Here is a 22,633-nt window from a genome sequence, read left to right on the forward strand (position 1 = left end):
GTCGAACTGCCCGGTCACGGTCGGTCCTCACGGAGCACCCCGGCCAGCGGGTCGCCGCCGGCCGTGCCGTACGGGTCGGCCGCGGGGACGTGGCCGGAGGTCGGTGCCACGGGTGCGGGGCCGCCGGCGGAGACCCACGCCTCCTGCTCCGGGCGCTGCCCGGGGCCGCTCGGGTCCGGGGTGCTGGCGTACGCCGGGGCGGGGTCCACCGGCGGCGTCGCGGCGGGTGCCGCGGCCCTCGCACCCGTGCCCGCCGACGGGGGCGCGTCCTTCAGCCCGCGGGTGACCCGCCCGGCGAGGACACCGGCACCGGCCGCGAGCGCCAGGAACAGTCCCGGACGCCGGCGCGCGAAGTCCGTCACCTCACCCAGCAGGTCGCCGGGCTCCCGGTCCTCGAGCCAGCTCGCCACGCCGGCGGTGCGCTCGCCCGCCTGACGGACCAGGTCCGTCGCCAGCCCGCCGTCCTGCGAGCCGTCGGCCATGCGGCCCAGCTCGTCGCCGAGCGCGCGCAGGCCGGCCGCGGCCCGCACCTGCTGCTCCGACGCCTGCGTGGTCAGACCCGTGCGGGCCTCCGACCACAGGTCGCGGGCCTGGCCCGCGACCTCCGACGCGACGTCGGAGGCCCCGCTCTTCGCCTCGCCGAGCAGGCCCTGCCCGCTGTCCGCGGCGGCGTGCGCGAGGCTCGACGCCTCGTCCTTCGCGGTGCCCGCCGCTGCGGCGGCGCCACCTGTGCTGTCCGTGCTCATCGTCGTCTCCTCACTCACTCGTGAACGTGTCGTTGAGCTTCCCGGTGACCTTCTCCGCGAGGTTCGGCTTCGCGGTCGTGCCGTACAGCCGCGGGTCGGGCTGCGTGGGCGGGGGCATGGGGACGCCCGCCGCCGGCTCGGGGACGTAGGTGAGCTCACCCTTGCCGTCGGGCGTCGGGCCGGAGGCCCACGCGCCCTTGTCCGCGTCCTGCCCGTCGGAGAACTTGATGTACTGGTGCGAGACCTCGCGGTGCTCGTCGCCCAGCGGGAAGCTGCTCGGCACGGGGATCCCCTGCAGCCCTTCCTCCTGCAGCTCGCGGGCGGCGGCGATCCACTGGTTCTGGTGCATCGTGTCGCGCGCGAGGAGGAACGCGAGCAGGTCGCGGACCCCGTGGCCGTCGGTCATGTGGTAGAGCCGGGCGACCGCGACCCGCCCGTGCATGGAGCTCTTGCCGGTGGAAGAAACATCGTGCCTCCTGTACCCGCCGTCGGGCGCGAGGGGATGCTGCAGGACACGGCTGCAGGACGGGGCCGGTTCGGGCGCCGCCCGGCGCAGCCGGCGTGGCGCCGACGGGCTTCCTCCGTCGGTGCGATGCGGTGGACGAGGTCGCGGTACCCCGTCAGGCGGGACGCAGTGCCCGTCGTCCTCGACCGTAAGCGGTCACGGGTCGATCCGCACGGGGAGGCCGGCGGCTCTCGGGATGCGCCCGACGGCGGAAGTGCGCACCCTGGTGGCCACCCGAGGCGGAGGACACCGATGCGAGCGATGGTCTACCGCGGGCCCTACAAGGTCCGCGTCGAGGAGAAGGACGTCCCGGCGATCGAGCACCCCAACGACGCGGTCGTGCGCGTCGTGCGAGCCGCCATCTGCGGCTCCGACCTGCACCTCTACCACGGCATGATGCCGGACACGCGGATCGGCCACACGTTCGGCCACGAGTTCGTCGGCGTGGTCGAGCAGGTCGGTCCGTCCGTGCAGAACCTGCAGGTGGGCGACCGGGTGATGGTCCCGTTCAACATCTACTGCGGCTCGTGCTTCTTCTGCGCGCGCGGCCTGTACTCCAACTGCCACAACGTGAACCCGAACGCCACGGCCGTCGGCGGCATCTACGGGTACTCGCACACCACCGGCGGGTACGACGGCGGCCAGGCCGAGTACGTGCGCGTGCCGTTCGCGGACGTCGGGCCCTCGAAGATCCCCGACTGGCTCGACGACGACGACGCCGTGCTGCTCACCGACGCGCTGGCCACCGGCTACTTCGGGGCGCAGCTCGCGGACATCGTCGAGGGCGACACGGTCGTGGTGCTCGGCGCGGGCCCGGTGGGGCTGTTCGCGGCCCGGTCGGCGTGGCTGATGGGCGCCGGGCGCGTGATCGTCGTCGACCAGCTCGAGTACCGGCTGGAGAAGGCGCGCGAGTTCGCGTTCGCGGAGACCCGCAACTACACGGAGTACGACGACATCGTCGTGGAGCTGAAGAAGGCGACCGACGGGCTGGGGGCCGACCGCGTGATCGAGGCCGTGGGCGCGGAGGCGGACGGCAACCTGATCCAGCACGTCACCGCCGCCAAGCTCAAGCTGCAGGGCGGCTCGCCGGTGGCGCTGAACTGGGCGATCGACGGCGTGCGCAAGGGCGGCACCGTGTCCGTCATGGGCGCGTACGGCCCGCTGTTCTCCGCCGTGAAGTTCGGTGACGCCATGAACAAGGGTCTGACGCTGCGCATGAACCAGGCCCCGGCCAAGCGGCAGTGGCCGCGGCTGCTGGAGCACATCCAGGCGGGCTACCTCAAGCCGAGCGACCTCGTCACGCACCGCATCCCCCTCGAGCACATCGCCGAGGGCTACCACCTGATGTCCGCCAAGCTCGACGGCTGCATCAAGCCCCTGATCGTCCCGTCGACGGACTGAGAGGACCCACCGTGCCGTACACCGCGAAGAAGCCGCCGCAGCGCGAGAGCGCCGACGAGCTGCGCGCCCGCATCCCCGGCTGGGGCGCCGACCTGGACCCCGCCGACCGTCCGTCCGTGCCGCGCGAGCGCTCCGACCTGCCCCCCACGGGCGCGCACTGGGAGTTCCCGGACCGCCAGGAGGAGACCTACCCCCGCGAGCGGTCGATCGAGCACGAGATGCTCACGCCCGTGTTCGGCACCGCGCAGCCGCCGCACGGGCTGTCGGGCGCGATCCGCCGCTACTCCTACGAGCGCTTCAGCGAGGGGCGGGCCGCGCACTGGCTGCTGCTCATGGCCGCGGACCGCGTGGACGCGGCCGGGGCGCACCTGCGCTCGTTCGCCACCCTGCGACCGGACAACCCGATCACCGAGACCGGGGTGCTGTCCGAGCTGCACCGGCACCCGGTCGCGTCCCGTCGCGGGCGCGTCGACGTGCGGCACCAGCCGCTGGACGCGCTGATCGTCGCCGGGCCGTGGATCGCCGGCGGTGCCGCGGCGTTCGCGCTGCTGCGCGCGCTGCGGCGGCGGGACTGAGGCGGCGGGGCCGAGACGACGACGCCGGGGCCGCCCGGCCTGCCCGGGGTACCGGGCGGGCCGGGCGTCCGGGCGTCAGCGCACGTCGGCCGTGAGCCGCCCGTCCGGGTGCACCGTGAGCGGGGCGATCCGCACGTTGCGCAGGTGGTCACGGCCCGACACGCGGGCGTCGTGGTACAGCAGGTACCAGCGCCCCGCCAGCTCCACGAGCGAGCCCTGCGTGGTCCAGCCGGCGACCGGCTCGAGGACCGTGCCGCGGTAGGTGAACGGCCCGTACGGCGAGTCCGACGTCGCGTGGACCAGCGTGTGCGCCTCACCGGTGGAGTAGAGCAGGTGGTAGAGCCCGTCGACCCGCGAGACCCAGGGCCCCTCGAAGAACCGGCGCGGGTCGCCCTGCGTCAGCGGCTCCCCCGCCTCGTCGACGACGACGACCTCGCGCGTCGGCTCCGCGAGCGCCAGCAGGTCGTCGGTCAGCCGGGCGACGCGCGGCCCGAGCGCGGGGGCGCCCGGCGCCGGGTAGGTGTCCTCGCCGGTGTACGTGTCGCCGTCCCAGCGCTGCAGCTGGCCGCCCATGATGCCGCCGACGTACAGGTACGCGCAGCCGTCGTCGTCCGTGAGCACGGCGGGGTCGATGCTGCCGACGCCGGCGATCGGCTCCGGCTCGGCGACGAACGGGCCGGTCGGTGAGCACGACGTCGCGACGCCGATGCGGAACACGCCGTCGGCGTCCTTCGCGGGGAAGAACAGGTAGTACGTGTCGCCGCGGCGGGCCGCGTCGGGGGCCCACATCTGGCGCGCGGCCCACGGCACGTCGGCCACGTGCAGCACCGGCCCGTGGTCGACGACCGGCCCGGCCACGTCCCGCAGCTCCAGGACGTGGTAGTCGCGCATGTCGTACTGGCTGCCGTCGTCGTCGCGCGGGACGCCGGTCTCCTCGTCGTGCGACGTGTAGACGTACAGCACGTCGTCCCAGACGTGACCCGAGGGGTCCGCGGTCCACACGCCCTCGACGAGCGGACCGTCGAGCGGGGCGGCTGCGTCCGCCGCCCCGACGACCCCCGCCGTGCGTACGACGTCCTCGACGTCCGATACCGGTCCGCTCACCACGTGCCGCCCGTCTCCTGCCTGCAGCGCCCCCGTCGGGCGCACCCGGCCGCACCCTACCGGGCACGGATCGTGACCGGTTGCGTCGTTCACGCCGGTACTCGCGACCCGCCCCGACGGTGTCGGTGCGCGCCGGTAACCTCGGGCGCCATGCGAGTCGCCACCTGGAACATCAACTCGATCCGCGCCCGGCTGGACCGGGCCGTCGGCTTCCTCGAGCGGTCGGGCGTCGACGTCCTGGCCCTGCAGGAGACGAAGGTCAAGGACGAGGCGTTCCCGCGCGAGCCGTTCGAGGCGCTCGGGTACGAGGTCGCGACGCACGGGTACTCGCAGTGGAACGGCGTCGCCGTGATCTCCCGCGTCGGGCTGCAGGACGTCGAGCGCGGGTTCCCCGGCCAGCCGACGTGGGGCGACCCGGCCGTCGCGGAGGCCCGGGCGCTCGGCGCCACGTGCGGCGGCGTCCGCGTCTGGAGCCTGTACGTGCCGAACGGGCGCGAGGTCGGCGACCCCCACTACGCGTACAAGCTCGACTGGCTCGCGGCCCTGCGCGACGCGGCGCAGGGGTGGCTGACCGCCGACCCGGCGGCGCAGGTCGCCATGGTGGGCGACTGGAACATCGCCCCGCTCGACACGGACGTGTGGGACGCCGCGTGGTTCGCCGGTCGCACGCACGTCACGCCGGCCGAGCGCGAGGCGTTCGAGGCGATCGCGCGCGCCGGGTACACCGAGGTGTCGCGCGTGCACCTGCCCGCCGAGCACACCTACACCTACTGGGACTACCAGCAGCTGCGCTTCCCGCGGAACGAGGGCATGCGCATCGACCTCACCTACGCCAGCCCCGCCCTCGCCGCCCGCGTCACCGGCGTGCGGATCGAGCGGGACGAGCGCAAGGGCAAGCAGCCGTCCGACCACGTGCCGGTGGTGCTGGAGATCGACGGCGCGTGAGGCACGCGCCGGACCGGGTGGTATCGGCCGCCCGGTCGCGTGCCGGGGCGCGTGCTCCACTAGGTTGCCCTCCATGACGTCCGACGACCGCGCCCACGAGCCCGCCGAGGGGACGGACGCGCCGTCCGTCCCCGAGCCGCCGACCGCCGAGGGGACCGGGTCCGTCCCGTCCGGCCCGGGTACCCCGGCACCGGACGGGGCTGCACCGCACGACTCGACGGCGTGGGGCACCTCCTCGTCCCCCGTGTACGGCGCGGGGGCCGCACCCGGCGCCGGCGACACCCAGCCGATCTCGACGGCGCTGAACGACACCCAGCCGCTGACGTGGAGCCAGCCCACGCCGCCGTCGGTCGTCCCGCGCACCGCGACCCCCACGCCGCCCGCCGTGCCCACGCCCGCCCCGGCCGCACCAGGCACCGACGCGGGCACCGACGCGACGGACCCGTGGGCGGTCCGCCGCGACGTGACCGCGGGCGACGCGGTACCGGCCGCGTCCGCAGCCGCTCCCTCGCCGTACGGCGGCGCCCCCGCGGCGCCCTACGGCTCGCCGGCGCCCTACAGCGCAGCACCCTCGCCCGGCGCGACGGCCCCCGGCACGCCGCCGCCCCCGGCGGCGTCCGGCACCCCGGCCCCGCCGTACGGGACCCCGCCGGTGCAGGACCCCTCCGCCGCCGCGTACGGCGGCGTCACGTACGGCGCACCGGGCGCCCCCGGGTACGGCCCGGGGTACGGGCCGCAGGGCTACCCGCCGCCCTACCCCGGGGCGCCCGTGCCCACCGACGGGATGGCGGTCGCCTCGCTGGTGACCTCCGTGGGCGGTTTGGTGGTGCTGTGCGGGCTCACCGGCCCCGTGGGCCTCGGCCTGGGGATCGCCGCGCTGCCGCGCATCCGCCGCAGCGGTGCCCGCGGGCGGGGCATGGCCATCGCGGGCATCGTCGTCGGCGCGATCGGGACCGCGGTGCTCGTCGCCGTCGTCGCGATGGTCGCCGCCATGGTCCAGTGGGGGCAGTCCCAGGCGGAGCAGGTCACGGACATCACCGGGAGCACCAGCGAGCTGGACCGCCTCCTCGACGACCTGGCGAGCGGGAGCGACAGCGGCAGCGGCAGCGGCAGCGGCAGCGGGTCGGCCGACGACCTCGACCAGCTGCTCGGTGAGCTGGGCGAGCAGCTCGAGGGGCTGGGCGAGGAGCCGTCGTACACGCTGCCCGACTACGCGCTGCCGCAGGACGTCGCGGTCGGGACCTGCTGGGCGACCGCCCCCGGAACCTTCGACCTGTCCGACGCCGTGGCCGTGCCGTGCGAGCAGGAGCACACGACGGAGGTGGTCGCCCGGCTCGAGGTGACGGGTACCCCCGCCGCCGACGGCGCACCCGAGGACCCGGTGTACGTCGCGGCGTCCACGCAGTGCGCGGACGCCGTCGACGCCCTGGACCCGGGCCTGACCGACCGGGGGTGGGCCGACGTGTGGCTCCCCCACCCCGACCAGGCGGTCGCCGGTGAGCTCGTCGCCTACTGCGTCTACGAGGGCCTCGACGCCGCCGGCGGCTCCCTCGTCGCATCGTCGGGGACGCAGCCCTGAGCACCCCCGACGACCGCACGTCGCCCCCCGTGGACGTGCCGGAGGACCCCAACCCCCCGACGTACTACGCGCCGGGCTGGCAGGAGGCGGCCGAGGCGCGCGCCCGCGCCCGCCGACGTGTGCGCCGCGGTGCGGCCGTGATCGGGACCGTCGCGGTCGTCGCGGTGGGCTCCGTGCTCGGCACGCGCGCCGTCACGTCCGCCCGCAGCGCGCCGCTGCCCGCGGACGTCGCCGCACCGACGGACGCGTACGCGGCCCAGCTCGTCACCGGGTCGTGCCTGGCGACCCTGCCGGCGGACGGCGAGGTCGACCGCGTGCGGGTGGTGCCGTGCGCGCAGGAGCACGCGGCGCAGGTGGTCGGCGAGTACGCGTTCGACCCCGCGGCCGTCTGGCCCGGCCAGGACGGCGCGCACACCCGCGTCGCCCGCTCCTGCGTGCTCAGCGACGCAGAGGTCGAGGCGGGGGTGCGGGCGATCACGTGGGCGCCCACCGAGGCAGGGTGGTCGCGGGGCGACCGCGCGGGGCTGTGCCTCGCGGTGCCGCCCGCCCCGGTGACGGGGTCGTTCGTCGACGGCACCGCGGTCCCCGCGGGCTGAGCAGGCACCGACCGGCCCGCCTCAGCGCTCCGGCGCCGGCGGCCCGTCCGGCGCGGGGGTCCGGGCCGCACGCCGACGCTCCGCCCGCGCACCCGTGCGCGCCCACACGAACCGCGCCAGCACCACGGCCATGACCGCATACACGACCGCGTTCAGCCAGTCGCTGTAGCGGCCGATGTCCTGCCACTGCGAGCCCAGCGCGTGCCCGGCCCACACCAGCCCGCCGTTCCACACGGCCGACCCGACCAGGGTGTAGAGGGTGAACCGCCACGGGTTCATGCGCTCGACACCCGCGGGCACCGAGATGAGGCTGCGCACCACGGGCACGCACCGGCCGATCAGCACGGCCGCACCGCCGTGGCGCAGGAACCACCCCTCGGCCTGGTCGAGGTCCTGCGCGTCCATCAACGGGATGCGCTCGAGCCAGCGGTGGATGCGCACCCGCCCCACCCACGCGCCCAGGCCGTACAACGCCCACGCGCCGACCACCGCACCGGTGGTGGCGGCGACGACCGCCCAGACCAGCGACATGCCACCCTGCGACGCGACGTACCCGGCGACGGGCAGAACGACCTCGGACGGGATGGGCGGGAAGAGGTTCTCGAGTGCGACGAGCACTCCCACCCCGAAGGGACCGAGCGCCTCGATCACGGAGACGACCCAGCCGGCCAGGCCGGTCAGCTCCGTCCTGGAACCGGCGGCGACGAGAGCGGCGAGAGCGGGGTCCATGGCCCGGCCATGCTGTCACCACCCGACGAGGGCCGCGCGCCGGCGGCGACGGGCCACGCCCTGCGGCGCACGTCGTGGCGCGTGCACCCCCGCCCGTGCATCGACCTACAGCACCGCGTTGTCCACCCATGCCCGAAGAGCGCAGCCGGTAACCGGGCGGCACCGGACAGACATGGAGCGGCAGGAGGGCGCGGCACCGCGCCCGCGCGCTGCTGACCTGCGGAGATGTGCAGGGTGGGACGTTCGGGGAGATTCTGCGCGAAGTATGCCGCTGATCTTCTGTGTCGCGGCTAGCGTCCTCCGTCACGAGACCCAAAGGGGGGTCTCGTGATCGTGCGTGGCCATCATCTGACGCACATGGATGGGAGAAGCTGATGAGATCCTTCCTCCGGGGCCTGACCACCGCCGCAGCAGTCGTTGCGCTCTCGATCGGCGCGGGCGTGACGACGGCGTCCGCAGCAGACGACCCCTACGGGGGTATGACCGTCGCAGAGTTCCGATCGCACCTGGCCGACCCCGGCTCGGCGGGCGACGCCCAGTGGGCTGCGGTGGAGCGTGCAATCCAGGACGCAGGCGGCAAGATCTCCTACTCAAGCAGCGACGAAGAGCGACTGCTTCGGGACCTCGTCCTGAGCCAGCCGTCCACGGCGAGCCCCCTCGCCGGACGCCAGGCGTCGTCTCTCGCCGGACAGGGTGCGACAACCTTCGCGTCGAAGGTGACCAACGGTCCGTGCACCGGCTACCCGTCCGCACCGCACCGCCGCACCGACACTCCGGGCGCCGCGCACTACAACGTGGGGTTCAAGCCTCGCATCACGTGCACCCAGTCGATGCAGCAGCTGATGCACACGTCCGTGCTCTACCGGCAGAGGGCCACGGGGCTGGTGGGATCCGACCGGATGGCGGTTGCCTCCGGAAGCAACCGCGACGCCGCCTCGTACGAGGACAAGCGTCCGGTGTGGAACTGCAGCTCCTCCGGAAGCGGCAAGTGGAAGGTGATCTACGAGTACGGGTACCAGCGCGCCGGCTGCACGTGCAACGCCGTTCAGTACTTCGTCGTTCAGACTGACTTCGCCAGCCTGAGCTGCCGCGGGATCTGACGTCCGACGGTGCTCCCGCGGTGCGCACCGCGGGGGCATCGTCGTTCGGTGATGGAAGGATCAGGTCATGGTGGACGCACTCATCGAGGCGCCGTTGGGTCGGCTGTTCCTGCGTGAGCTGGCGGACCTCACCGGTCCGGAGGGGCTCACGGACGACCTGGTGTGGCAGGCGTTCCACAGTGCCCTGGCGCTGAGCGTGCAGCAGCTGCACCTGCCTGACGCGCACGCGGTGGTGCCCGGCGCGCACGAGCTCGCAGCGGCGGTCCGTGAGCGCATGGGCTGGTGGTGGTCACCGGCCCCCGCGGAGCAGACCGGCCTGGAGGACCTGGCGTACGCCGGCCCGCGCGTCGGCTCCCTGCAGGACGGGTGGTGGACCAGGCCGGAGGGCGCGGTGCAGACGTCGCGCCGGCTGCCGGGCACGGACGTGTGCGTCCACCTGCTGCACCGCGCCGGGCACGACCTCGAGCCGACACGCCCGCTGCTGTGGGACGCGACCGTGGCGGGTGCGCGCGTCCTCGAGATCCGCACGGCGGACGACTGGTGCGCCCTGGTCGCGTCCGCGCCACGCCGCCACAGGGGCGACATGCAGGTCCCGCGCGCCTACCGGCGCCTGCCGGTGTACCAGCCTCACTGGGACCAGGTCGTCGCCGACGGCGTGCACGTGACACCCGGGGCGCTGATCACGTCCGGGCACACCCCGCTGCCCGTGCTCGACGGGTTCACCTACCTGGCCGGGTGGCACCCGGACGTCACGGCGTGGCTGAACCCGGCGCCGCTGTTCCGTGAGGGCTCGCGCCCGCTTCGCCTGGGGATGCCGCAGCGCTGACGGGGCGTCGGGGCGCCGGCTTCTCGTCGATGGTCGCGGCGACGACCTCGGCCATGTCGATCGACATGCCCCAGTCGAGCACAGCGAGCTGGGCGTCGCCGACTCGATGCATGGCGTCGAGCACACCGCTGCACTTGGTGTGGGTACGGCCCTGCCGTACCACGAGGGGAACGGCATGCCCCTTGCCTGCTATCCCGGAGAACAAGGACGATCGCGGCGCGCAGCTCAGCGCGCATGGTTCCGCCCGTGGACAAGGTGAGCGCCCCGACCGGCGGGGCGACGTTCTCCGCCTCGGGAATCAGCGCTGGAAGGGAACTCAGGATTCCTCCTCCTTCGCATTCGCGGGCAACGTGCCGAACGGCACCGCCCGAACGTCCGTGAGCACGGTCGTCGGCGGCTCGCGCGCACGCCCCGACGACGGCACCGGCGGTGGCGACGGGCCACGCCCTGGCGGCGCACGTCGTGGCCCGTGCACCCCCGCCCGTGCACCGACCTGCGGATACGGTGGTCCGCGTCCGGTCGCGCACAAGGAGGTGCCTGGTGGTCCCGTTCGACGTCGAGCAGGTCCTGGCGGAGCTCACGCTGGAGGAGAAGGCGTCGCTGACGTCGGGGGCGGACTCCTGGCACACCAAGGCGGTACCCCGTCTGGGGGTGCCGTCGGTCATGGTGAGCGACGGCCCGCACGGGCTGCGCAAGCAGGACACCGTGCTCGGCGGGCCCAGCCTGGCGTCGAACGTCCCGGCGACCTGCTTCCCCACGGCGGCCGCGCTCGGGTCGTCGTGGGACCCCGCCCTGCTGCGGCGCGTCGGTGAGGCGCTGGGGCGCGAGACCCGCGCGCACGACGTCGCGGTGCTGCTCGGCCCCGGGGTCAACATCAAGCGGACCCCGCTGTGCGGCCGCAACTTCGAGTACGTGGCGGAGGACCCGCACGTCGCCGGTGTGCTGGCGGCCGCGCTGGTCGAGGGGATCCAGTCGCAGGGCGTCGGGACGTCCCTCAAGCACTTCGCGGCCAACAACCAGGAGACGGACCGCATGCGCGTGTCCGCCGACGTCGACGAGCGCACGCTGCGCGAGATCTACCTGCCGGCGTTCGAGCACGTGGTCACGCAGGCCGGGCCATGGACCGTGATGTGCTCCTACAACCGGATCAACGGTGTCTACGCGTCACAGGACACGTGGCTGCTGACGCGGGTGCTGCGCGACGAGTGGGGCTTCGACGGGCTCGTCGTGTCCGACTGGGGGGCGGTCCGTGACCGCGTACGGGCGCTGGAGGCCGGGCTGGACCTGCAGATGCCGGCGGTCGGGCCGCGCCCCGACGAGGAGGTCGCGGCCGCGGTGCGCGACGGGCTGCTCGACGAGGCGGCGCTCGACCGGTCCGCGCGCCGGGCGCTGCACCTGGCCGCCCGCGCGCTCCCGGCGGACGGCGACCCGTCGACCCTCGACCTGGATGCCCACCACGCGCTGGCCCGCGAGGCCGCGGCGGCCGGCACCGTCCTGCTGCGCAACGAGCCGGTCGACGGCGCCCCGCTGCTGCCGCTGGCGGGCACCGCCGGTCTCCTCGTCGTCGGGGAGCTCGCCCGCACCCCGCGCTACCAGGGCGCGGGGTCGTCGCAGGTCACGCCCACGCGCCTGGACGACGCGCTCGGTGCGCTGCGCGCCGTCGACCCGACGATCGCGTTCGCCCCCGGGTTCACGGTGGCCGGCGGCCCCGACGGCGACGACGACGCCCTGCTCGCGCAGGCGGTCGAGGCGGCACGCACGGCTGGGACCGTCGTCGCGTTCCTGGGGCTGCCCGGGCCCGACGAGTCCGAGGGCTACGACCGCCCGCGGCTGGGCCTGCCCGACAACCAGCTGCGCCTCCTCGCCGCCCTGGCGGAGGTGAACCCGCGGGTCGTCGTCGTGCTCGCCAACGGCTCGGCGGTGAGCGTCACCCCGTGGCGCGACGACGTGGCCGCGGTCCTGGAGACGTGGCTGGGCGGACAGGCGGGCGGGTCCGCCGTCGCGGACGTCCTGCTCGGCGCCCGCGAGCCGGGCGGCCGGCTCACCGAGACGATCCCGCTGCGGCTCGAGGACACCCCGGCCTTCGGCAACTTCCCCGGCGAGGCCGGGCGGGTGCGCTACGGCGAGGGCGTGCTGGTGGGGTACCGCTGGTACGACACGCGCGACCTGCCCGTCGCCTACCCCTTCGGCCACGGCCTGGGCTACACCACGTGGGCGTACGACGGCCTGCGCGTCGAGGTCCACGGGGAGGGTGCGGACGTGCGCCTGGACGTGGCCGTCACCGTGACGAACACCGGGACCCGCACCGGGCGTGAGGTGGTGCAGGTGTACGTGCGCGACCCCGAGGCGGCGGTGATGCGGCCGACGCGCGAGCTGCGGGCGTTCGCCCCGATCGACCTCGAGCCCGGGGCCTCGCGCGACGTGACGTTCACCCTGGGCGCGCGTGCGCTGGCCTACTGGCACCCCGGCCTGCGGCGGTGGGCCGTCGAGGGCGGGCGGTTCGTCGTCGAGGTGGGCGCGTCGTCACGCGACGTGCGGGCCTCGGCGGTCGTCGACGTGGTCGGCGAGCCGCTGTGGGGCGAGCTGACGGGCGACTCGACGCTCGCCGAGTGGATGGAGCACCCCGTCGGCTCGCAGGTGCTGGCCGCGGCGCTCGAGGGCGCCGCGCTGCCGGACCTCGACCCGACCGTCGCGGCGATGGTCGCGCAGATGCCGCTGCGGGTCATCGCCGACCTGGGGGTGCAAGGGCTGACCCCGCAGGCCGTCGACGCCCTGGTGGCCGCCGCCCGGTGACACCGGTGCGGGGCGCCCCGCAGGACGCCCCGCACCCGGGTGGACGTGAGGTCAGCGGGACGCGGTCACGGTCAGCCCGCCCTCGCCCAGGTCGACGCGCAGCGTGTCGCCGTCGTGGACCTCGCCCGCGAGCAGCGCACGGGCCAGACGGTCGCCGATCTCCTTCTGCACCAGCCGGCGCAGCGGCCGCGCCCCGTACGCCGGGTCGTAGCCCTCGAGCGCGAGCCACTCGCGCGCCCCCTCGGAGACGTCGAGCGTGAGGCGCCGGTCGGACAGGCGCCGGGCCAGCGACGCGACCTGCAGGTCGACGATCTGCCCGATCTCCTCCAGCGTGAGGGCGTCGAACAGCACGATGTCGTCGAGCCGGTTGAGGAACTCCGGCTTGAACGCCGAGCGCACGGCGCCCATGACCGCCTCGCGCTTCGCCGCGTCGTCCAGCACGGGGTCGACGAGGAACTGCGAGCCCAGGTTCGAGGTCAGCACGAGGATGACGTTGCGGAAGTCGACCGTGCGGCCCTGGCCGTCGGTGAGGCGGCCGTCGTCGAGCACCTGCAGCAGGATGTCGAAGACCTCCGGGTGCGCCTTCTCGACCTCGTCGAGCAGCACGACGGAGTAGGGCCGGCGCCGCACGGCCTCGGTGAGCTGGCCGCCCTCCTCGTAGCCGACGTACCCGGGGGGCGCCCCGACGAGTCGCGCGACCGAGTGCTTCTCGCCGTACTCCGACATGTCGATGCGGACCATGGCGCGCTCGTCGTCGAACAGGAAGTCCGCGAGCGCCTTGGCCAGCTCGGTCTTGCCGACGCCCGTGGGGCCGAGGAAGAGGAACGAGCCGGTGGGCCGGTCGGGGTCGGAGATGCCCGCCCGGGCACGGCGCACCGCGTCCGAGACGGCGGCGACGGCCTTCGTCTGGCCGATCAGGCGCTCGCCGAGCACCTCCTCCATCCGCAGCAGCTTCTGGGTCTCGCCCTCCAGCAGGCGCCCGGCCGGGATGCCCGTCCACGCGGCGACGACCTCGGCGACCTCGTCGGGGCCGACCTTCTCGGCGATCATGGGCGTCTGCTCGGTCGCGAGCTCGGTGTCCTCGGCCGCCTCGGTGGCCTCGGCCTCGGCGATCTCCTTCTCGACCGCGGGGATCTCGCCGTAGAGCAGGCGCCCGGCGGTCGCGAGGTCACCCTCGCGCTGGGCGCGCTCGGCGTCGGCGCGCAGCTGGTCCAGCCGGGCGCGCAGGTCACCGACGAGGTTGTGCCCGGCCTTCTCCTTCTCCCAGCGGGCGTTGAGGGCGGCGAGCTCCTCGCGGCGGTCGGCCAGGTCGGCGCGCAGGCGCTCGAGGCGGTCGGCGGAGCCGGGGTCGTCGGCCTCCGACAGCACGACCTCCTCCATCTCCAGGCGCGTCACGGCACGCTGCAGCTCGTCGATCTCGACCGGGGAGGAGTCGAGCTCCATGCGCAGCCGGGACGCGGCCTCGTCGACCAGGTCGATGGCCTTGTCGGGCAGCTGGCGGCCCGTGATGTACCGGTCGGACAGCGTGGCGGCGGCGACCAGCGCGGAGTCCGCGATGGTCACCTTGTGGTGCGCCTCGTAGCGCTCCTTGAGCCCGCGCAGGATCGCGACGGTGTCCTCCACCGACGGCTCGCCGACGAACACCTGCTGGAACCGCCGCTCCAGGGCGGGGTCCTTCTCGATGCGCTCGCGGTACTCGTCGAGGGTGGTGGCGCCGACCAGGCGCAGCTCGCCGCGCGCGAGCATCGGCTTGAGCATGTTGCCCGCGTCCATGGCGCCCTCGCCGCCCGCACCGGCGCCGACGACCGTGTGCAGCTCGTCGATGAAGGTGACGACCTGCCCCTCGGAGGCGGTGATCTCCTGCAGGACGGCCTTGAGCCGCTCCTCGAACTCGCCGCGGTACTTGGCGCCGGCGACCATCGAGGCCAGGTCGAGGGAGACGAGCTTCTTGTCCCGCAGCGACTCGGGCACGTCACCGGCGACGATGCGCTGCGCGAGGCCCTCGACGACCGCGGTCTTGCCGACGCCCGGCTCACCGATGAGCACGGGGTTGTTCTTGGTGCGCCGCGAGAGCACCTGCACGACGCGGCGGATCTCGGCGTCGCGGCCGATCACCGGGTCGAGCCTGCCGTCGCGCGCCCGCTGCGTGAGGTCGACCCCGTACTGCTCGAGCGCCTTGTACGTGCCCTCGGGGTTGGGGCTGGTGACACGGGCGCTGCCGCGCACGGTCGGCAGCGCGGCGAGCAGGGCGTCGCGGGACGCGCCGGCGGCGCGCAGGGCGTCGGCGACGCCGGACTGCCCGGCGGCCAGGCCGATGAGCAGGTGCTCGGTCGAGACGTAGTCGTCGCCGAGGCTGCGGGCCTCGGCGTTCGCCGCCTCGAGCGCGGCGGCGGTCTGCCGGGACGCCGACGGCTGCGCGACGGATGCGCCGGTCGACGAGGGCAGGTTCACGAGGATGCCGCGCACGGCGCGGCCGAGCTGCTGGCGGTCGGCGCCGACCGCGTCGAGCAGTCCGTTGGCGACGCCGCCGTCCTGCTGGAGCAGGGCGTTGAGGACGTGGGCCGGCTCCAGCTGCGGGTTGCCGGCGGCGCTCGCCTGGGCGATCGCGTCGCCCAGCGCCTCCTGAGAGCGGGTGGTGAACTTCGCGTCCAACGAGGACCTCCGGGGGTGCTGCACGTGTCGTCTGTCGTCGATCGGATCAACGATGACCGAAGTTGAGTCTATTCCGCTCAAGTCTGGTTCGCGCAGTGTCTCGCCAGCGCGACCCGTCCGGTCTAGCGTGGGCTGCGGGTCGGGACGACCCGCAGCTCGCACCGCCGCGTCAGGCCGGAGGCATCGTGACCACGCCACCGCTCGCCCCGCTGGACACCGCCGCGCCACCGCCCGCACCGGGCCAGGACGCGCCGCGCGACGTCGGCGGCGCCGTCCCGGTGCTGCGCGTCCTCGACGTCGCGACGGCCTACGCCTTCTACCGCGACGTCCTGGGGTGCAGCATCGACTGGGAGCACCGGTTCGGCCCCGGCATGCCGGTGTACGCCCAGGTCTCCCGCGACGGCCTGCGCCTGCACCTGTCGGAGCACCACGGCGACGGGGTGTTCGGTGGCGTGCTGTGGGTGCCCGTCGCGGACGTCGAGGCGCTGGCGGCGCAGGTGCACGAGCGCACCGAGGGGCGCCTGCGTCCCGGCGTCGACGACGACGCGCCCGGCGGCCCGACCACCGAGGTCGTCGACCCGTTCGGCAACCGGCTGCGGTTCTGCCGGCCGACGCCCTGACGGCCGCCCGACACGCACGTGTCACACCCGCGTCGCCGAGGCGACACCTGGCGCCCCTAGCGTCGGTGCCACACCGACCGAGAGCGGGGCACCGATGACCCTCACGCTGACCCTCGTCCGCCACGGACGCACCCACTTCAACGCCCGGCGGATCCTGCAGGGCCGCTGCGACTCACCCCTCACGCGCGACGGCCGCGCCGGGGTGCGCGCCACCGCCCGGCACCTGGCCGGCACCCCGTTCACCGCCGCCTGGTCGTCCCCGTCGGGGCGCGCCGTGGCCACCGCGGTGGAGGTGCTGCGCCACCACCCGGACGTGGGGCTGCGCACCGACCGCGGGCTGCTGGAGTACGCGTTCGGCGTCTACGAGCAGCGACCCGAGCGCGTGCTCGACGACGTCGTGCCGTGGACGGACCTGGTGACCGCCGTGCTCGCCGGCACCCACCCGGGCCTGCCGGGCGGCGAGCCCGGCGCCGACTTCATGGAGCGCACCCGCGACGTCTTCGCACGCCTCGCCGCCGCGCACCCCGAGGGCCACGTGCTGGTCGTCGGGCACGGCCTGGCGCTGGCGGCGTACCTCGCGACCCTCGACGAGATCGGCCTGGTCCCGCTGCCCAACGCCTCGGTCTCCACCGTCGAGGTGGCCGCCGACGGCACCGCCCGCATCACGTCACTCGCCCTGGACGTCGCCGGGCAGGGTCACGTCGCGGCCCGTCCGATGCGCACGCCGACGCCCGTGCCGTCCGTCGCCTGACGGGTGCCGTCACCCGATCGACGGCGGGTCCGACCACCGGACGCGTGCGAGGATCTGCGCGTGGTCGACGACGAGGACGCCCGCCCGACCCCCGGGACCTGGGACGACGAGCGCACCGACGTGCTCGCCGGCCCCTGGCGGGCCCGCACCCTGCACCTGCGCCCCGACGCGGTCACGCGCCGCACCGGGGTCGCCCCGGTCGCCACGCTCGTGCGGCGGGTCCCCGACGCCGACGCCCCCGCGACCCGCCGCGCCGTGCTCTACCTGCACGGCTACGTCGACTACTTCTTCCACCCGCACGTGGGCGACGCGCTGGCGGCCGCGGCGTACGACATGTACGCCCTGGACCTGCGGGACCACGGCCGCTCGATCGTGCCGGGCCGGCCGCCCAACGAGACCACCGACCTCGCCGGCTACACGGAGGAGATCGACGCGGCCGTGCGCCTGCTGCGCCGCGACCACGACGTGCTCGTGCTCATGGGCCACTCCACCGGGGGCCTCACGGCCGCACTGTGGGCGGACGCCCGCCGCGGCCTCGGCCTGGTCGACGCCCTGGTGCTCAACTCGCCGTGGCTCGAGCTGCGCGGCTCGCTGTTCGAGCGGACCCTGCTGACACGCGTGATCGACCTCGTGGGCGGCCGGGCGCCGCAGATCCGGCTGCGCGGCATCGCGCCGCACTACGGCCGGGCGCTGCACCGCGACACCGGCGGGGAGTGGGACTTCGACCTCGCCTGGAAGCCGCACGAGGGCTTCCCCGTCCGCACCGGCTTCGGGCGCACCGTGCGCCGCGCGCACGCCCGGGTCGCCCGCGGGCTCGCCGTCGACGTGCCCGTGCTGGTGCTCGCCTCCGACACGGCCGGGCCTGACGACCGCCACCACGACGCGCTGCTGACCACCGACTCGGTGCTCGACCCCGCCCAGATCGCGCGTCGCGCACCCCTGCTCGGCGACGACGTCACGTACGTCGAGGTGGCCGGCGGCGCGCACGACCTGGCCCTGTCGGCGCCGCCCGTGCGCGAGCGCTACCTGCGCGAGGTCACGGACTTCCTGGCGTCCCGGCTGCCCGGCTGAACGGCTCCAGCGCCGGCTCCCCCGGCTCGGACAGCGACAGCACGACGCCCATGACACCCGGCTTGCGTCGCAGCGCCGCCTCCACCTCCGCCAGACGACGCGACGCCTCGGTCTCGTCGGGGTCGCCGGTCAGGTCGACGGCGCCGATCAGGACGACGCGGCGCGCGCCGACGAACTCCAGGCGCAGCTGCGTGACGCGCGCGACCTGCGGCATGTCGAGCAGCGTCCGCAGCGCCGCGTCACGCACGTGCGGGTCGACCGACTCGCCGACCAGGAACCGGACGTTGCGCGTGAGCAGCACGAACGCCACACCCGCGAGGAGCAGGCCGACGAGGATCGAGCCGACCGCGTCCGGCACGGCCGACCCCGTCACCTGGTTGGCGGCGATCCCCGCCACGGCGATGACGAGCCCGACCAGCGCCGCGGCGTCCTCGAAGAAGACCGCCCGCACGGTCGGGTCCGAGGTCGCCAGGACCTGCTCGAGCACCCCACGGTCACGCTCGGCCGCCTCCGCCCGGCTCTGCCGCCAGGCCTGCAGGAACGACGTGCTCTCCAGGACGAACGCCGCGGCGAGCACGACGTACGCGACCGCGAAGTCCGACGCGGGCTCGGGGTCGAACAGCTCGTGCACGCCGTGCGTGACGGACACACCGGCGCCGACCGCGAACAGCCCGATGGCCGCGAACATCGACCACACGTACACCTCGCGGCCGTAGCCGAACGGGTGGGAGGCGTCCGCGGGGCGCGCCCCGCGGCGCTGCGCGACGAACAGGAAGACCTCGTTGCCCGCGTCCGCCCACGAGTGCGACGCCTCGGCGAGCATCGACGCCGCCCCGGTGATGCTCGCGGCGACGGTCTTCGTGACTGCCACCAGCACGTTGGCCAGCAGCGCCAGGACCACGGTCCGCGTGGACTCGCCGCCGCTGTCGGCCCGGCGCACGGGCCCGTCCTCGCCCCGGACCGCCGCCGGCCGCCCGGCGTCGGCCGCCCCCTCGTGTGCCCCCATGCGTCCGGAGTAGCACGGGTGCCCGTCGTGCGCCCGGCGGGGCGCGGTGGTTGGCTGTGCTCGCCCCGCGGACGGACGTCCGCACCCCGACGCCGGAGGACCGATGACCGTCAGCACCAGCCCGTGGCCCGCCGGAGTTCCCGGCTGGGCGGACCTCACCGTCACGGAGCTCGGCCCGACGCAACGGTTCTACGGCGGGCTGCTCGGTTGGCAGCTGAGCATCGGCGGGCCGGAGACGGGCGGCTACGTGACGGCGACGGTCGACGGGCACGTGGTCGCCGGCATCAAGGTCGCCGACGTGCCGCGCCCCGCCGGGTGGTGCGTCTACCTCGCGACCGACGACCTGGTGCAGAGCGTCGAGCGCGCCGTCGCGGCCGGCGCGACCGTGGTGCTGGACCCGGTGACGGAGCTCGACCTGGGCCGCCTGGCGGTGCTGTGCGACCCGACGGGAGCCGTCGTCGGGCTGTGGGAGGCCGGCACCCGCACGGGCTGGCAGGTGACCGACGTGCCCGGCACGTTCGTGTGGGCCGAGCAGATGTCGCAGGACCCGGACGGCGCCCGCCGGTTCTACACCGAGCTGTTCGGGTACGAGCAGCAGGACATGAGCGCACCCGACTTCACGTACACCTCGCTGTCGGTGGGTGGGGCCCCGGCGATGGGCGTCGGCGGGTACGGACCCGGTGCGGGCGACGTGCCCGCGGCCTGGACCTGGTACGTGGCCGTCGAGGACGCCGACGCGATCGCGCCGCGCGTCGCCGAGCTCGGCGGCGAGGTCGTCAGCGGGCCGGAGAACACGCCGTACGGCCGGATGCTGCTGGTCCGCGGCCCCGCGGGCGAGGTGCTGGCGCTGCTCCAGGCACCCCCGGAGGACCTCGTCGCCTGAGCCGGTGCGTAGGGTGGACGCCGTGCAGCCCGACGTGTTCACCCACCGCGCGTCACGCCCCCACGAGCCGCTGCGCACGTTCCACCCGCGCCGCGCCCCGCTGGGCGCGGACCGCGCGGACGCCCTGACGCGGCTGTTCCCCCGGTGGGGGTTCTCGGTCGACGACCCGCGCGTGCCGCCGCCGCGCACACCCGACGGCCTGCTCGACACCGTCGCGCTGTTCGGCCGCGCCGCACCGGTGGTCGTCGAGATCGGCTCGGGCATGGGCGACGCGACGGCCGCGATGGCGGCCGCCGACCCCGGCCGGGACTGGCTGGCGGTCGAGGCGCACCTGCCCGGCGTCGCGGCGCTGCTGCTGCTCGTCGAGCGGCTCGGCCTGACCAACGTGCGCGTCGCCCACGGCGACGCGCTGCGCCTGCTGCGCGCCGACGTCGCCCCCGGGAGCCTCGACGCGGTGCACGCGTTCTTCCCCGACCCGTGGCCCAAGCCGCGGCACCACAAGCGCCGGCTGGTGCAGCCCGCGCACGTGGCGCTGCTGCGCGACCGGCTGCGCGTCGGGGGCACCCTGCACGTCGCCACCGACTGGGCCGAGTACGCCGAGCAGATGCGCGACGTGCTCGGCAGCGACCCCGACCTGGTCGGCGGGGTCGTGCCACGTCCCGCGCACCGCCCGGTCACGCGGTTCGAGCAGCGCGGCCTGGACCTGGGGCACGAGGTCACGGACCTGGTCGTGCGGCGGGTGCGATGAGGCTGCTGCTGGTGCCCGGCACGGGCGCCGACCGCTGGGACCGCGTCTGGCGCGAGCGGCTGCCGGACGACCCGCTGGAGGTCGTGCGCGGCTCCGCGGCGGACGCCGCCGACGCCGTGCTGCGCGGTGACGTCGACGCGGCGGTGCTGCGCCTGCCGCCCGCGGACGCCGTCGGCCACCCGTCCGGGCTGTCGGCCACGGTCCCGATGACGTCCGACGGCTGGGGCGTCGTCCCGCTGTGGACCGAGCAGACCGTGGTCGTCGTCCCGAAGGACCATGTGCTGACCGTGGTCGACGAGGTCGACGTGCCGGACCTCGCGGGCGAGACGGTGCTGGTGCCCGGCGACGACGTCCTGGGGTGGGTGCCCCCGGGCACCGACGTGCTCGAGGTCCCCGACGTGCCGACGGCCGCGGACCTGGTCGTGTCCGGCAGCGGGGTGCTCGTGGTGCCGCACGCCCTGGCGCGACTGCACGACCGACGGGGCACCGCCGTGCGCCCGGTGCCCGACGCCCCCGGCTCGCCCGTGGTGCTGGTGTGGCGCAGCGAGCAGGAGCACCCGCACGTGCAGGAGCTGGTCGGGATCGTCCGCGGGCGGACCGCCGGCAGCTCACGCGGACGCGCGGGCGACGAGCCCGCCCCGCGCCGGGCGACCGAGGACAGGAGCGCACGCCGGTCCGGGGACGACCGGGGCGCCCGCCGCAGCGCTCGGCCGGCAGCGGGACGGGGCAGGCCGCGACGCGGCCGTTGACGCTGCGGGCCTCCGCCGCCGCACGCCGGGATCCGGCCGGACGCGCCGGCGCCCGGCGGGCCACCGTGCGGTGGCCGGCCGGGCGCCGGGATGGTGCGGGGTGGTGCGGGTCGGTCAGCGCGTCGCCATGCGTCGACGGGCCACCACGAGCGCACCGCCCGCCGCCACGAGCACGAGCGCCCCGACGGCACCCGCGACCGGGTCGACACCGGTGACGGCCAGCGTGCCGCCGGCGGCGAGGACCTGGACCTGCTGCCAGCCCAGGAGCGTGCCGTCCGCGTTGTACACCGCGATGCGGTGCGTGCCCACCGTGGTCGACGCGGGGATCGTCAGGCGCACGGTGCCGTCGGCCGCCACCGTGGCCGTCCCGAGGTCGGCGGGGACGGAGAACAGGTAGGCGCGCACGGTGGCGCCGGCCGGCAGACCGGACAGGACGATCGCGGCACCGGGGGCGACGGTCGCCGGGGCGGTGAAGCCGCCCTTCGTGGCGTCGGTCAGCTGGTCGGCCACCGGGCAGACGGCTGCGGTGACGGTGATCGTCCGCGCGATGACCAGGTCGTCGGGGATCTGCGTCCACCCGTTGAGGTCACCGAACTCACCCTCGTAGGGGTACGCGTAGGCGTAGTAGGTGCCCGGTGCGACCTCGACCGAGCCCGCCTCGCCCGGCTCGTCCGGCTGCGCGACGAGGTCGTCCTCGCTGATCCCGTACAGGGAGTCGGTGTTGAGGATGATCCAGTCGACCGAGTCCACCGGGGTGATGGTGATCGTGCCCTTGGCGGCCGGGTTCAGTCCCTTGCACCCGGGCTGCGCGACCTCGACGGCCGGGGCCGGCACCGTCACGACCTCGGGGTCCTCGGTGGGCGTCGGCGTCGGGATGGGCGAGGACGTCGGCGTCGGCGCGACGGTCGGCTCAGGGCTGGGCTCGGCCGTCGGCGCCGCGGTGGGCTCCGCGGTCGGCTCGGCCGTGGGCTCCGCGGTCGGCTCCGCGGTCGGCTCCGCGGTCGGCGTCGGCTCCGCCGACACCGTGGGCGTCGGGGTAGGGACCGTCTCGGCCTGCGCCGCGACGGCCGTACCGCCGAGGGCGAGGACGGAGAGTGCGACGACCGCTGCGGCTCTGTGGAATCGGGTGGGTGACACGGGTGCTCCTTCGTTGCCCTCCCGGGGACCGGGTGGGCGGCTGGCTCCGACGGACTGCTGACCCGGAGGCTACGGACGCGTGTCGTCCCAGGTCATCCGGCACTTGTCGCCCGAATC

At 75.1% G+C, this 22,633-nt stretch carries 21 protein-coding genes; 14 read left to right on the top strand and 7 right to left on the bottom strand.

From position 1 onward, the window contains the following. Positions 1-14: 14 nt before the first annotated feature. Together J1G43_RS15700 and J1G43_RS15705 are read right to left on the bottom strand one after the other, a co-directional pair. The gene (locus J1G43_RS15700) at positions 15-746 is read right to left on the bottom strand and encodes a hypothetical protein (RefSeq protein ID WP_207370956.1); all 732 of its coding nucleotides are present in this window, start codon (positions 744-746) and stop codon (positions 15-17) included. A gap of 10 nt (positions 747-756) precedes the next feature. Then, the gene (locus J1G43_RS15705) at positions 757-1,188 is read right to left on the bottom strand and encodes a manganese catalase family protein (protein ID WP_207370957.1); all 432 of its coding nucleotides are present in this window, start codon (positions 1,186-1,188) and stop codon (positions 757-759) included. Positions 1,189-1,503: 315 nt separating this feature from the next. On the opposite strand from J1G43_RS15705, the gene J1G43_RS15710 reads away from it, so the two are divergent. Together J1G43_RS15710 and J1G43_RS15715 are read left to right on the top strand one after the other, a co-directional pair. Further along, a complete protein-coding gene (locus J1G43_RS15710) occupies positions 1,504-2,652 on the top strand; it encodes a zinc-dependent alcohol dehydrogenase (RefSeq protein ID WP_207340388.1) in 1,149 nt (382 codons plus the stop codon). An 11-nt stretch (positions 2,653-2,663) separates the two neighbouring features. Then, a complete protein-coding gene (locus J1G43_RS15715; protein ID WP_207378795.1) occupies positions 2,664-3,227 on the top strand; it encodes a hypothetical protein in 564 nt (187 codons plus the stop codon). Positions 3,228-3,302: 75 nt separating this feature from the next. Here J1G43_RS15715 and J1G43_RS15720 read toward each other — a convergent pair whose 3' ends face one another. Next, the gene (locus J1G43_RS15720) at positions 3,303-4,331 is read right to left on the bottom strand and encodes a glycoside hydrolase family 43 protein (protein WP_207340386.1); all 1,029 of its coding nucleotides are present in this window, start codon (positions 4,329-4,331) and stop codon (positions 3,303-3,305) included. 150 nt (positions 4,332-4,481) lie between these two features. Between J1G43_RS15720 and J1G43_RS15725 the strand changes: the two genes are divergently transcribed. From J1G43_RS15725 to J1G43_RS15735, 3 genes are all read left to right on the top strand, one after another. Continuing rightward, on the top strand, positions 4,482-5,276 hold the full coding sequence (locus J1G43_RS15725) for an exodeoxyribonuclease III (RefSeq protein WP_207340385.1): 795 nt from the start codon (positions 4,482-4,484) through the stop codon (positions 5,274-5,276). 73 nt (positions 5,277-5,349) lie between these two features. Further along, on the top strand, positions 5,350-6,855 hold the full coding sequence (locus J1G43_RS15730; protein ID WP_207340384.1) for a DUF4190 domain-containing protein: 1,506 nt from the start codon (positions 5,350-5,352) through the stop codon (positions 6,853-6,855). Positions 6,856-6,884: 29 nt separating this feature from the next. Next, on the top strand, positions 6,885-7,451 hold the full coding sequence (locus tag J1G43_RS15735; protein WP_207800629.1) for a hypothetical protein: 567 nt from the start codon (positions 6,885-6,887) through the stop codon (positions 7,449-7,451). A gap of 21 nt (positions 7,452-7,472) precedes the next feature. On the opposite strand, the gene J1G43_RS15740 is transcribed toward J1G43_RS15735, so the two are convergent. Continuing rightward, complete coding sequence (locus tag J1G43_RS15740) at positions 7,473-8,180, bottom strand: DedA family protein (RefSeq protein WP_207340383.1); 708 nt, start codon at positions 8,178-8,180, stop codon at positions 7,473-7,475. A 374-nt stretch (positions 8,181-8,554) separates the two neighbouring features. Here J1G43_RS15740 and J1G43_RS15745 point away from each other — a divergent pair, with 374 nt between their 5' ends. The 3 genes from J1G43_RS15745 to J1G43_RS15755 all read left to right on the top strand — a co-directional run bounded on the left by J1G43_RS15745 (position 8,555) and on the right by J1G43_RS15755 (position 12,899). Beyond that, complete coding sequence (locus J1G43_RS15745; RefSeq protein ID WP_207340382.1) at positions 8,555-9,280, top strand: hypothetical protein; 726 nt, start codon at positions 8,555-8,557, stop codon at positions 9,278-9,280. 67 nt (positions 9,281-9,347) lie between these two features. Then, positions 9,348-10,106, top strand: coding sequence for a hypothetical protein (locus tag J1G43_RS15750; RefSeq protein ID WP_207378796.1), 759 nt, complete (start codon positions 9,348-9,350; stop codon positions 10,104-10,106). A 540-nt stretch (positions 10,107-10,646) separates the two neighbouring features. Further along, entirely contained in the window at positions 10,647-12,899 is a 2,253-nt protein-coding gene (locus tag J1G43_RS15755; protein ID WP_207378797.1) for a glycoside hydrolase family 3 C-terminal domain-containing protein, read from the top strand. Between the two features lie 51 nt (positions 12,900-12,950). Here J1G43_RS15755 and clpB read toward each other — a convergent pair whose 3' ends face one another. After that, positions 12,951-15,551 (bottom strand): ATP-dependent chaperone ClpB, encoded by a 2,601-nt coding sequence (gene clpB / locus J1G43_RS15760; protein WP_207370964.1) that lies wholly within the window; start codon positions 15,549-15,551, stop codon positions 12,951-12,953. Positions 15,552-15,736: 185 nt separating this feature from the next. Between clpB and J1G43_RS19170 the strand changes: the two genes are divergently transcribed. The 3 genes from J1G43_RS19170 (at position 15,737) to J1G43_RS15775 (ending at position 17,993) form a co-directional block, all read left to right on the top strand. Next, the gene (locus J1G43_RS19170) at positions 15,737-16,171 is read left to right on the top strand and encodes a glyoxalase superfamily protein (RefSeq protein ID WP_307859629.1); all 435 of its coding nucleotides are present in this window, start codon (positions 15,737-15,739) and stop codon (positions 16,169-16,171) included. A 94-nt stretch (positions 16,172-16,265) separates the two neighbouring features. Further along, a complete protein-coding gene (locus J1G43_RS15770) occupies positions 16,266-16,922 on the top strand; it encodes a histidine phosphatase family protein (protein ID WP_207378798.1) in 657 nt (218 codons plus the stop codon). A 60-nt stretch (positions 16,923-16,982) separates the two neighbouring features. Then, complete coding sequence (locus tag J1G43_RS15775) at positions 16,983-17,993, top strand: alpha/beta hydrolase (RefSeq protein WP_207378799.1); 1,011 nt, start codon at positions 16,983-16,985, stop codon at positions 17,991-17,993. On the opposite strand, the gene J1G43_RS15780 is transcribed toward J1G43_RS15775, so the two are convergent. Further along, the gene (locus J1G43_RS15780; protein WP_207370967.1) at positions 17,959-18,999 is read right to left on the bottom strand and encodes a cation diffusion facilitator family transporter; all 1,041 of its coding nucleotides are present in this window, start codon (positions 18,997-18,999) and stop codon (positions 17,959-17,961) included. The genes J1G43_RS15775 and J1G43_RS15780 overlap by 35 nt on opposite strands. 103 nt (positions 19,000-19,102) lie before the next feature. Between J1G43_RS15780 and J1G43_RS15785 the strand changes: the two genes are divergently transcribed. From J1G43_RS15785 to J1G43_RS15795, 3 genes are read left to right on the top strand one after another with little or no spacing between them, the layout of a single operon-like run. Next, the gene (locus tag J1G43_RS15785; RefSeq protein WP_207340375.1) at positions 19,103-19,882 is read left to right on the top strand and encodes a VOC family protein; all 780 of its coding nucleotides are present in this window, start codon (positions 19,103-19,105) and stop codon (positions 19,880-19,882) included. Between the two features lie 22 nt (positions 19,883-19,904). Further along, positions 19,905-20,630, top strand: coding sequence for a tRNA (guanosine(46)-N7)-methyltransferase TrmB (gene trmB, locus J1G43_RS15790; RefSeq protein WP_207370968.1), 726 nt, complete (start codon positions 19,905-19,907; stop codon positions 20,628-20,630). After that, a complete protein-coding gene (locus J1G43_RS15795; RefSeq protein WP_207378800.1) occupies positions 20,627-21,379 on the top strand; it encodes a LysR substrate-binding domain-containing protein in 753 nt (250 codons plus the stop codon). The genes trmB and J1G43_RS15795 overlap by 4 nt, the downstream gene beginning before the upstream one ends. 114 nt (positions 21,380-21,493) lie before the next feature. Here the strand turns inward: J1G43_RS15795 and J1G43_RS15800 are convergent, their stop codons facing one another. Continuing rightward, the gene (locus tag J1G43_RS15800) at positions 21,494-22,516 is read right to left on the bottom strand and encodes a hypothetical protein (protein WP_207378801.1); all 1,023 of its coding nucleotides are present in this window, start codon (positions 22,514-22,516) and stop codon (positions 21,494-21,496) included. Positions 22,517-22,633 lie beyond the last annotated feature (117 nt).

Origin of the sequence: Cellulomonas sp. zg-ZUI22 (assembly GCF_017353535.1) — a bacterium.
Classification (GTDB): domain Bacteria; phylum Actinomycetota; class Actinomycetes; order Actinomycetales; family Cellulomonadaceae; genus Cellulomonas; species Cellulomonas wangleii.

What these genes read in the sequence shown, in the direction of transcription:
- J1G43_RS15705 (WP_207370957.1), bottom strand. Translation starts at nt 1,188, where the DNA reads ATGCACGGGCGGGTCGCGGTCGCCCGGCTCTACCACATGACCGACGGC.
- J1G43_RS15730 (WP_207340384.1), top strand. Translation starts at nt 5,350, where the DNA reads ATGACGTCCGACGACCGCGCCCACGAGCCCGCCGAGGGGACGGACGCG.
- J1G43_RS15700 (WP_207370956.1), bottom strand. Translation starts at nt 746, where the DNA reads ATGAGCACGGACAGCACAGGTGGCGCCGCCGCAGCGGCGGGCACCGCG.
- J1G43_RS15750 (WP_207378796.1), top strand. Translation starts at nt 9,348, where the DNA reads ATGGTGGACGCACTCATCGAGGCGCCGTTGGGTCGGCTGTTCCTGCGT.
- J1G43_RS15745 (WP_207340382.1), top strand. Translation starts at nt 8,555, where the DNA reads ATGAGATCCTTCCTCCGGGGCCTGACCACCGCCGCAGCAGTCGTTGCG.
- J1G43_RS15770 (WP_207378798.1), top strand. Translation starts at nt 16,266, where the DNA reads ATGACCCTCACGCTGACCCTCGTCCGCCACGGACGCACCCACTTCAAC.
- J1G43_RS15740 (WP_207340383.1), bottom strand. Translation starts at nt 8,180, where the DNA reads ATGGACCCCGCTCTCGCCGCTCTCGTCGCCGCCGGTTCCAGGACGGAG.
- J1G43_RS15795 (WP_207378800.1), top strand. Translation starts at nt 20,627, where the DNA reads ATGAGGCTGCTGCTGGTGCCCGGCACGGGCGCCGACCGCTGGGACCGC.
- J1G43_RS15785 (WP_207340375.1), top strand. Translation starts at nt 19,103, where the DNA reads ATGACCGTCAGCACCAGCCCGTGGCCCGCCGGAGTTCCCGGCTGGGCG.
- J1G43_RS15710 (WP_207340388.1), top strand. Translation starts at nt 1,504, where the DNA reads ATGCGAGCGATGGTCTACCGCGGGCCCTACAAGGTCCGCGTCGAGGAG.
- J1G43_RS15725 (WP_207340385.1), top strand. Translation starts at nt 4,482, where the DNA reads ATGCGAGTCGCCACCTGGAACATCAACTCGATCCGCGCCCGGCTGGAC.
- J1G43_RS15780 (WP_207370967.1), bottom strand. Translation starts at nt 18,999, where the DNA reads ATGGGGGCACACGAGGGGGCGGCCGACGCCGGGCGGCCGGCGGCGGTC.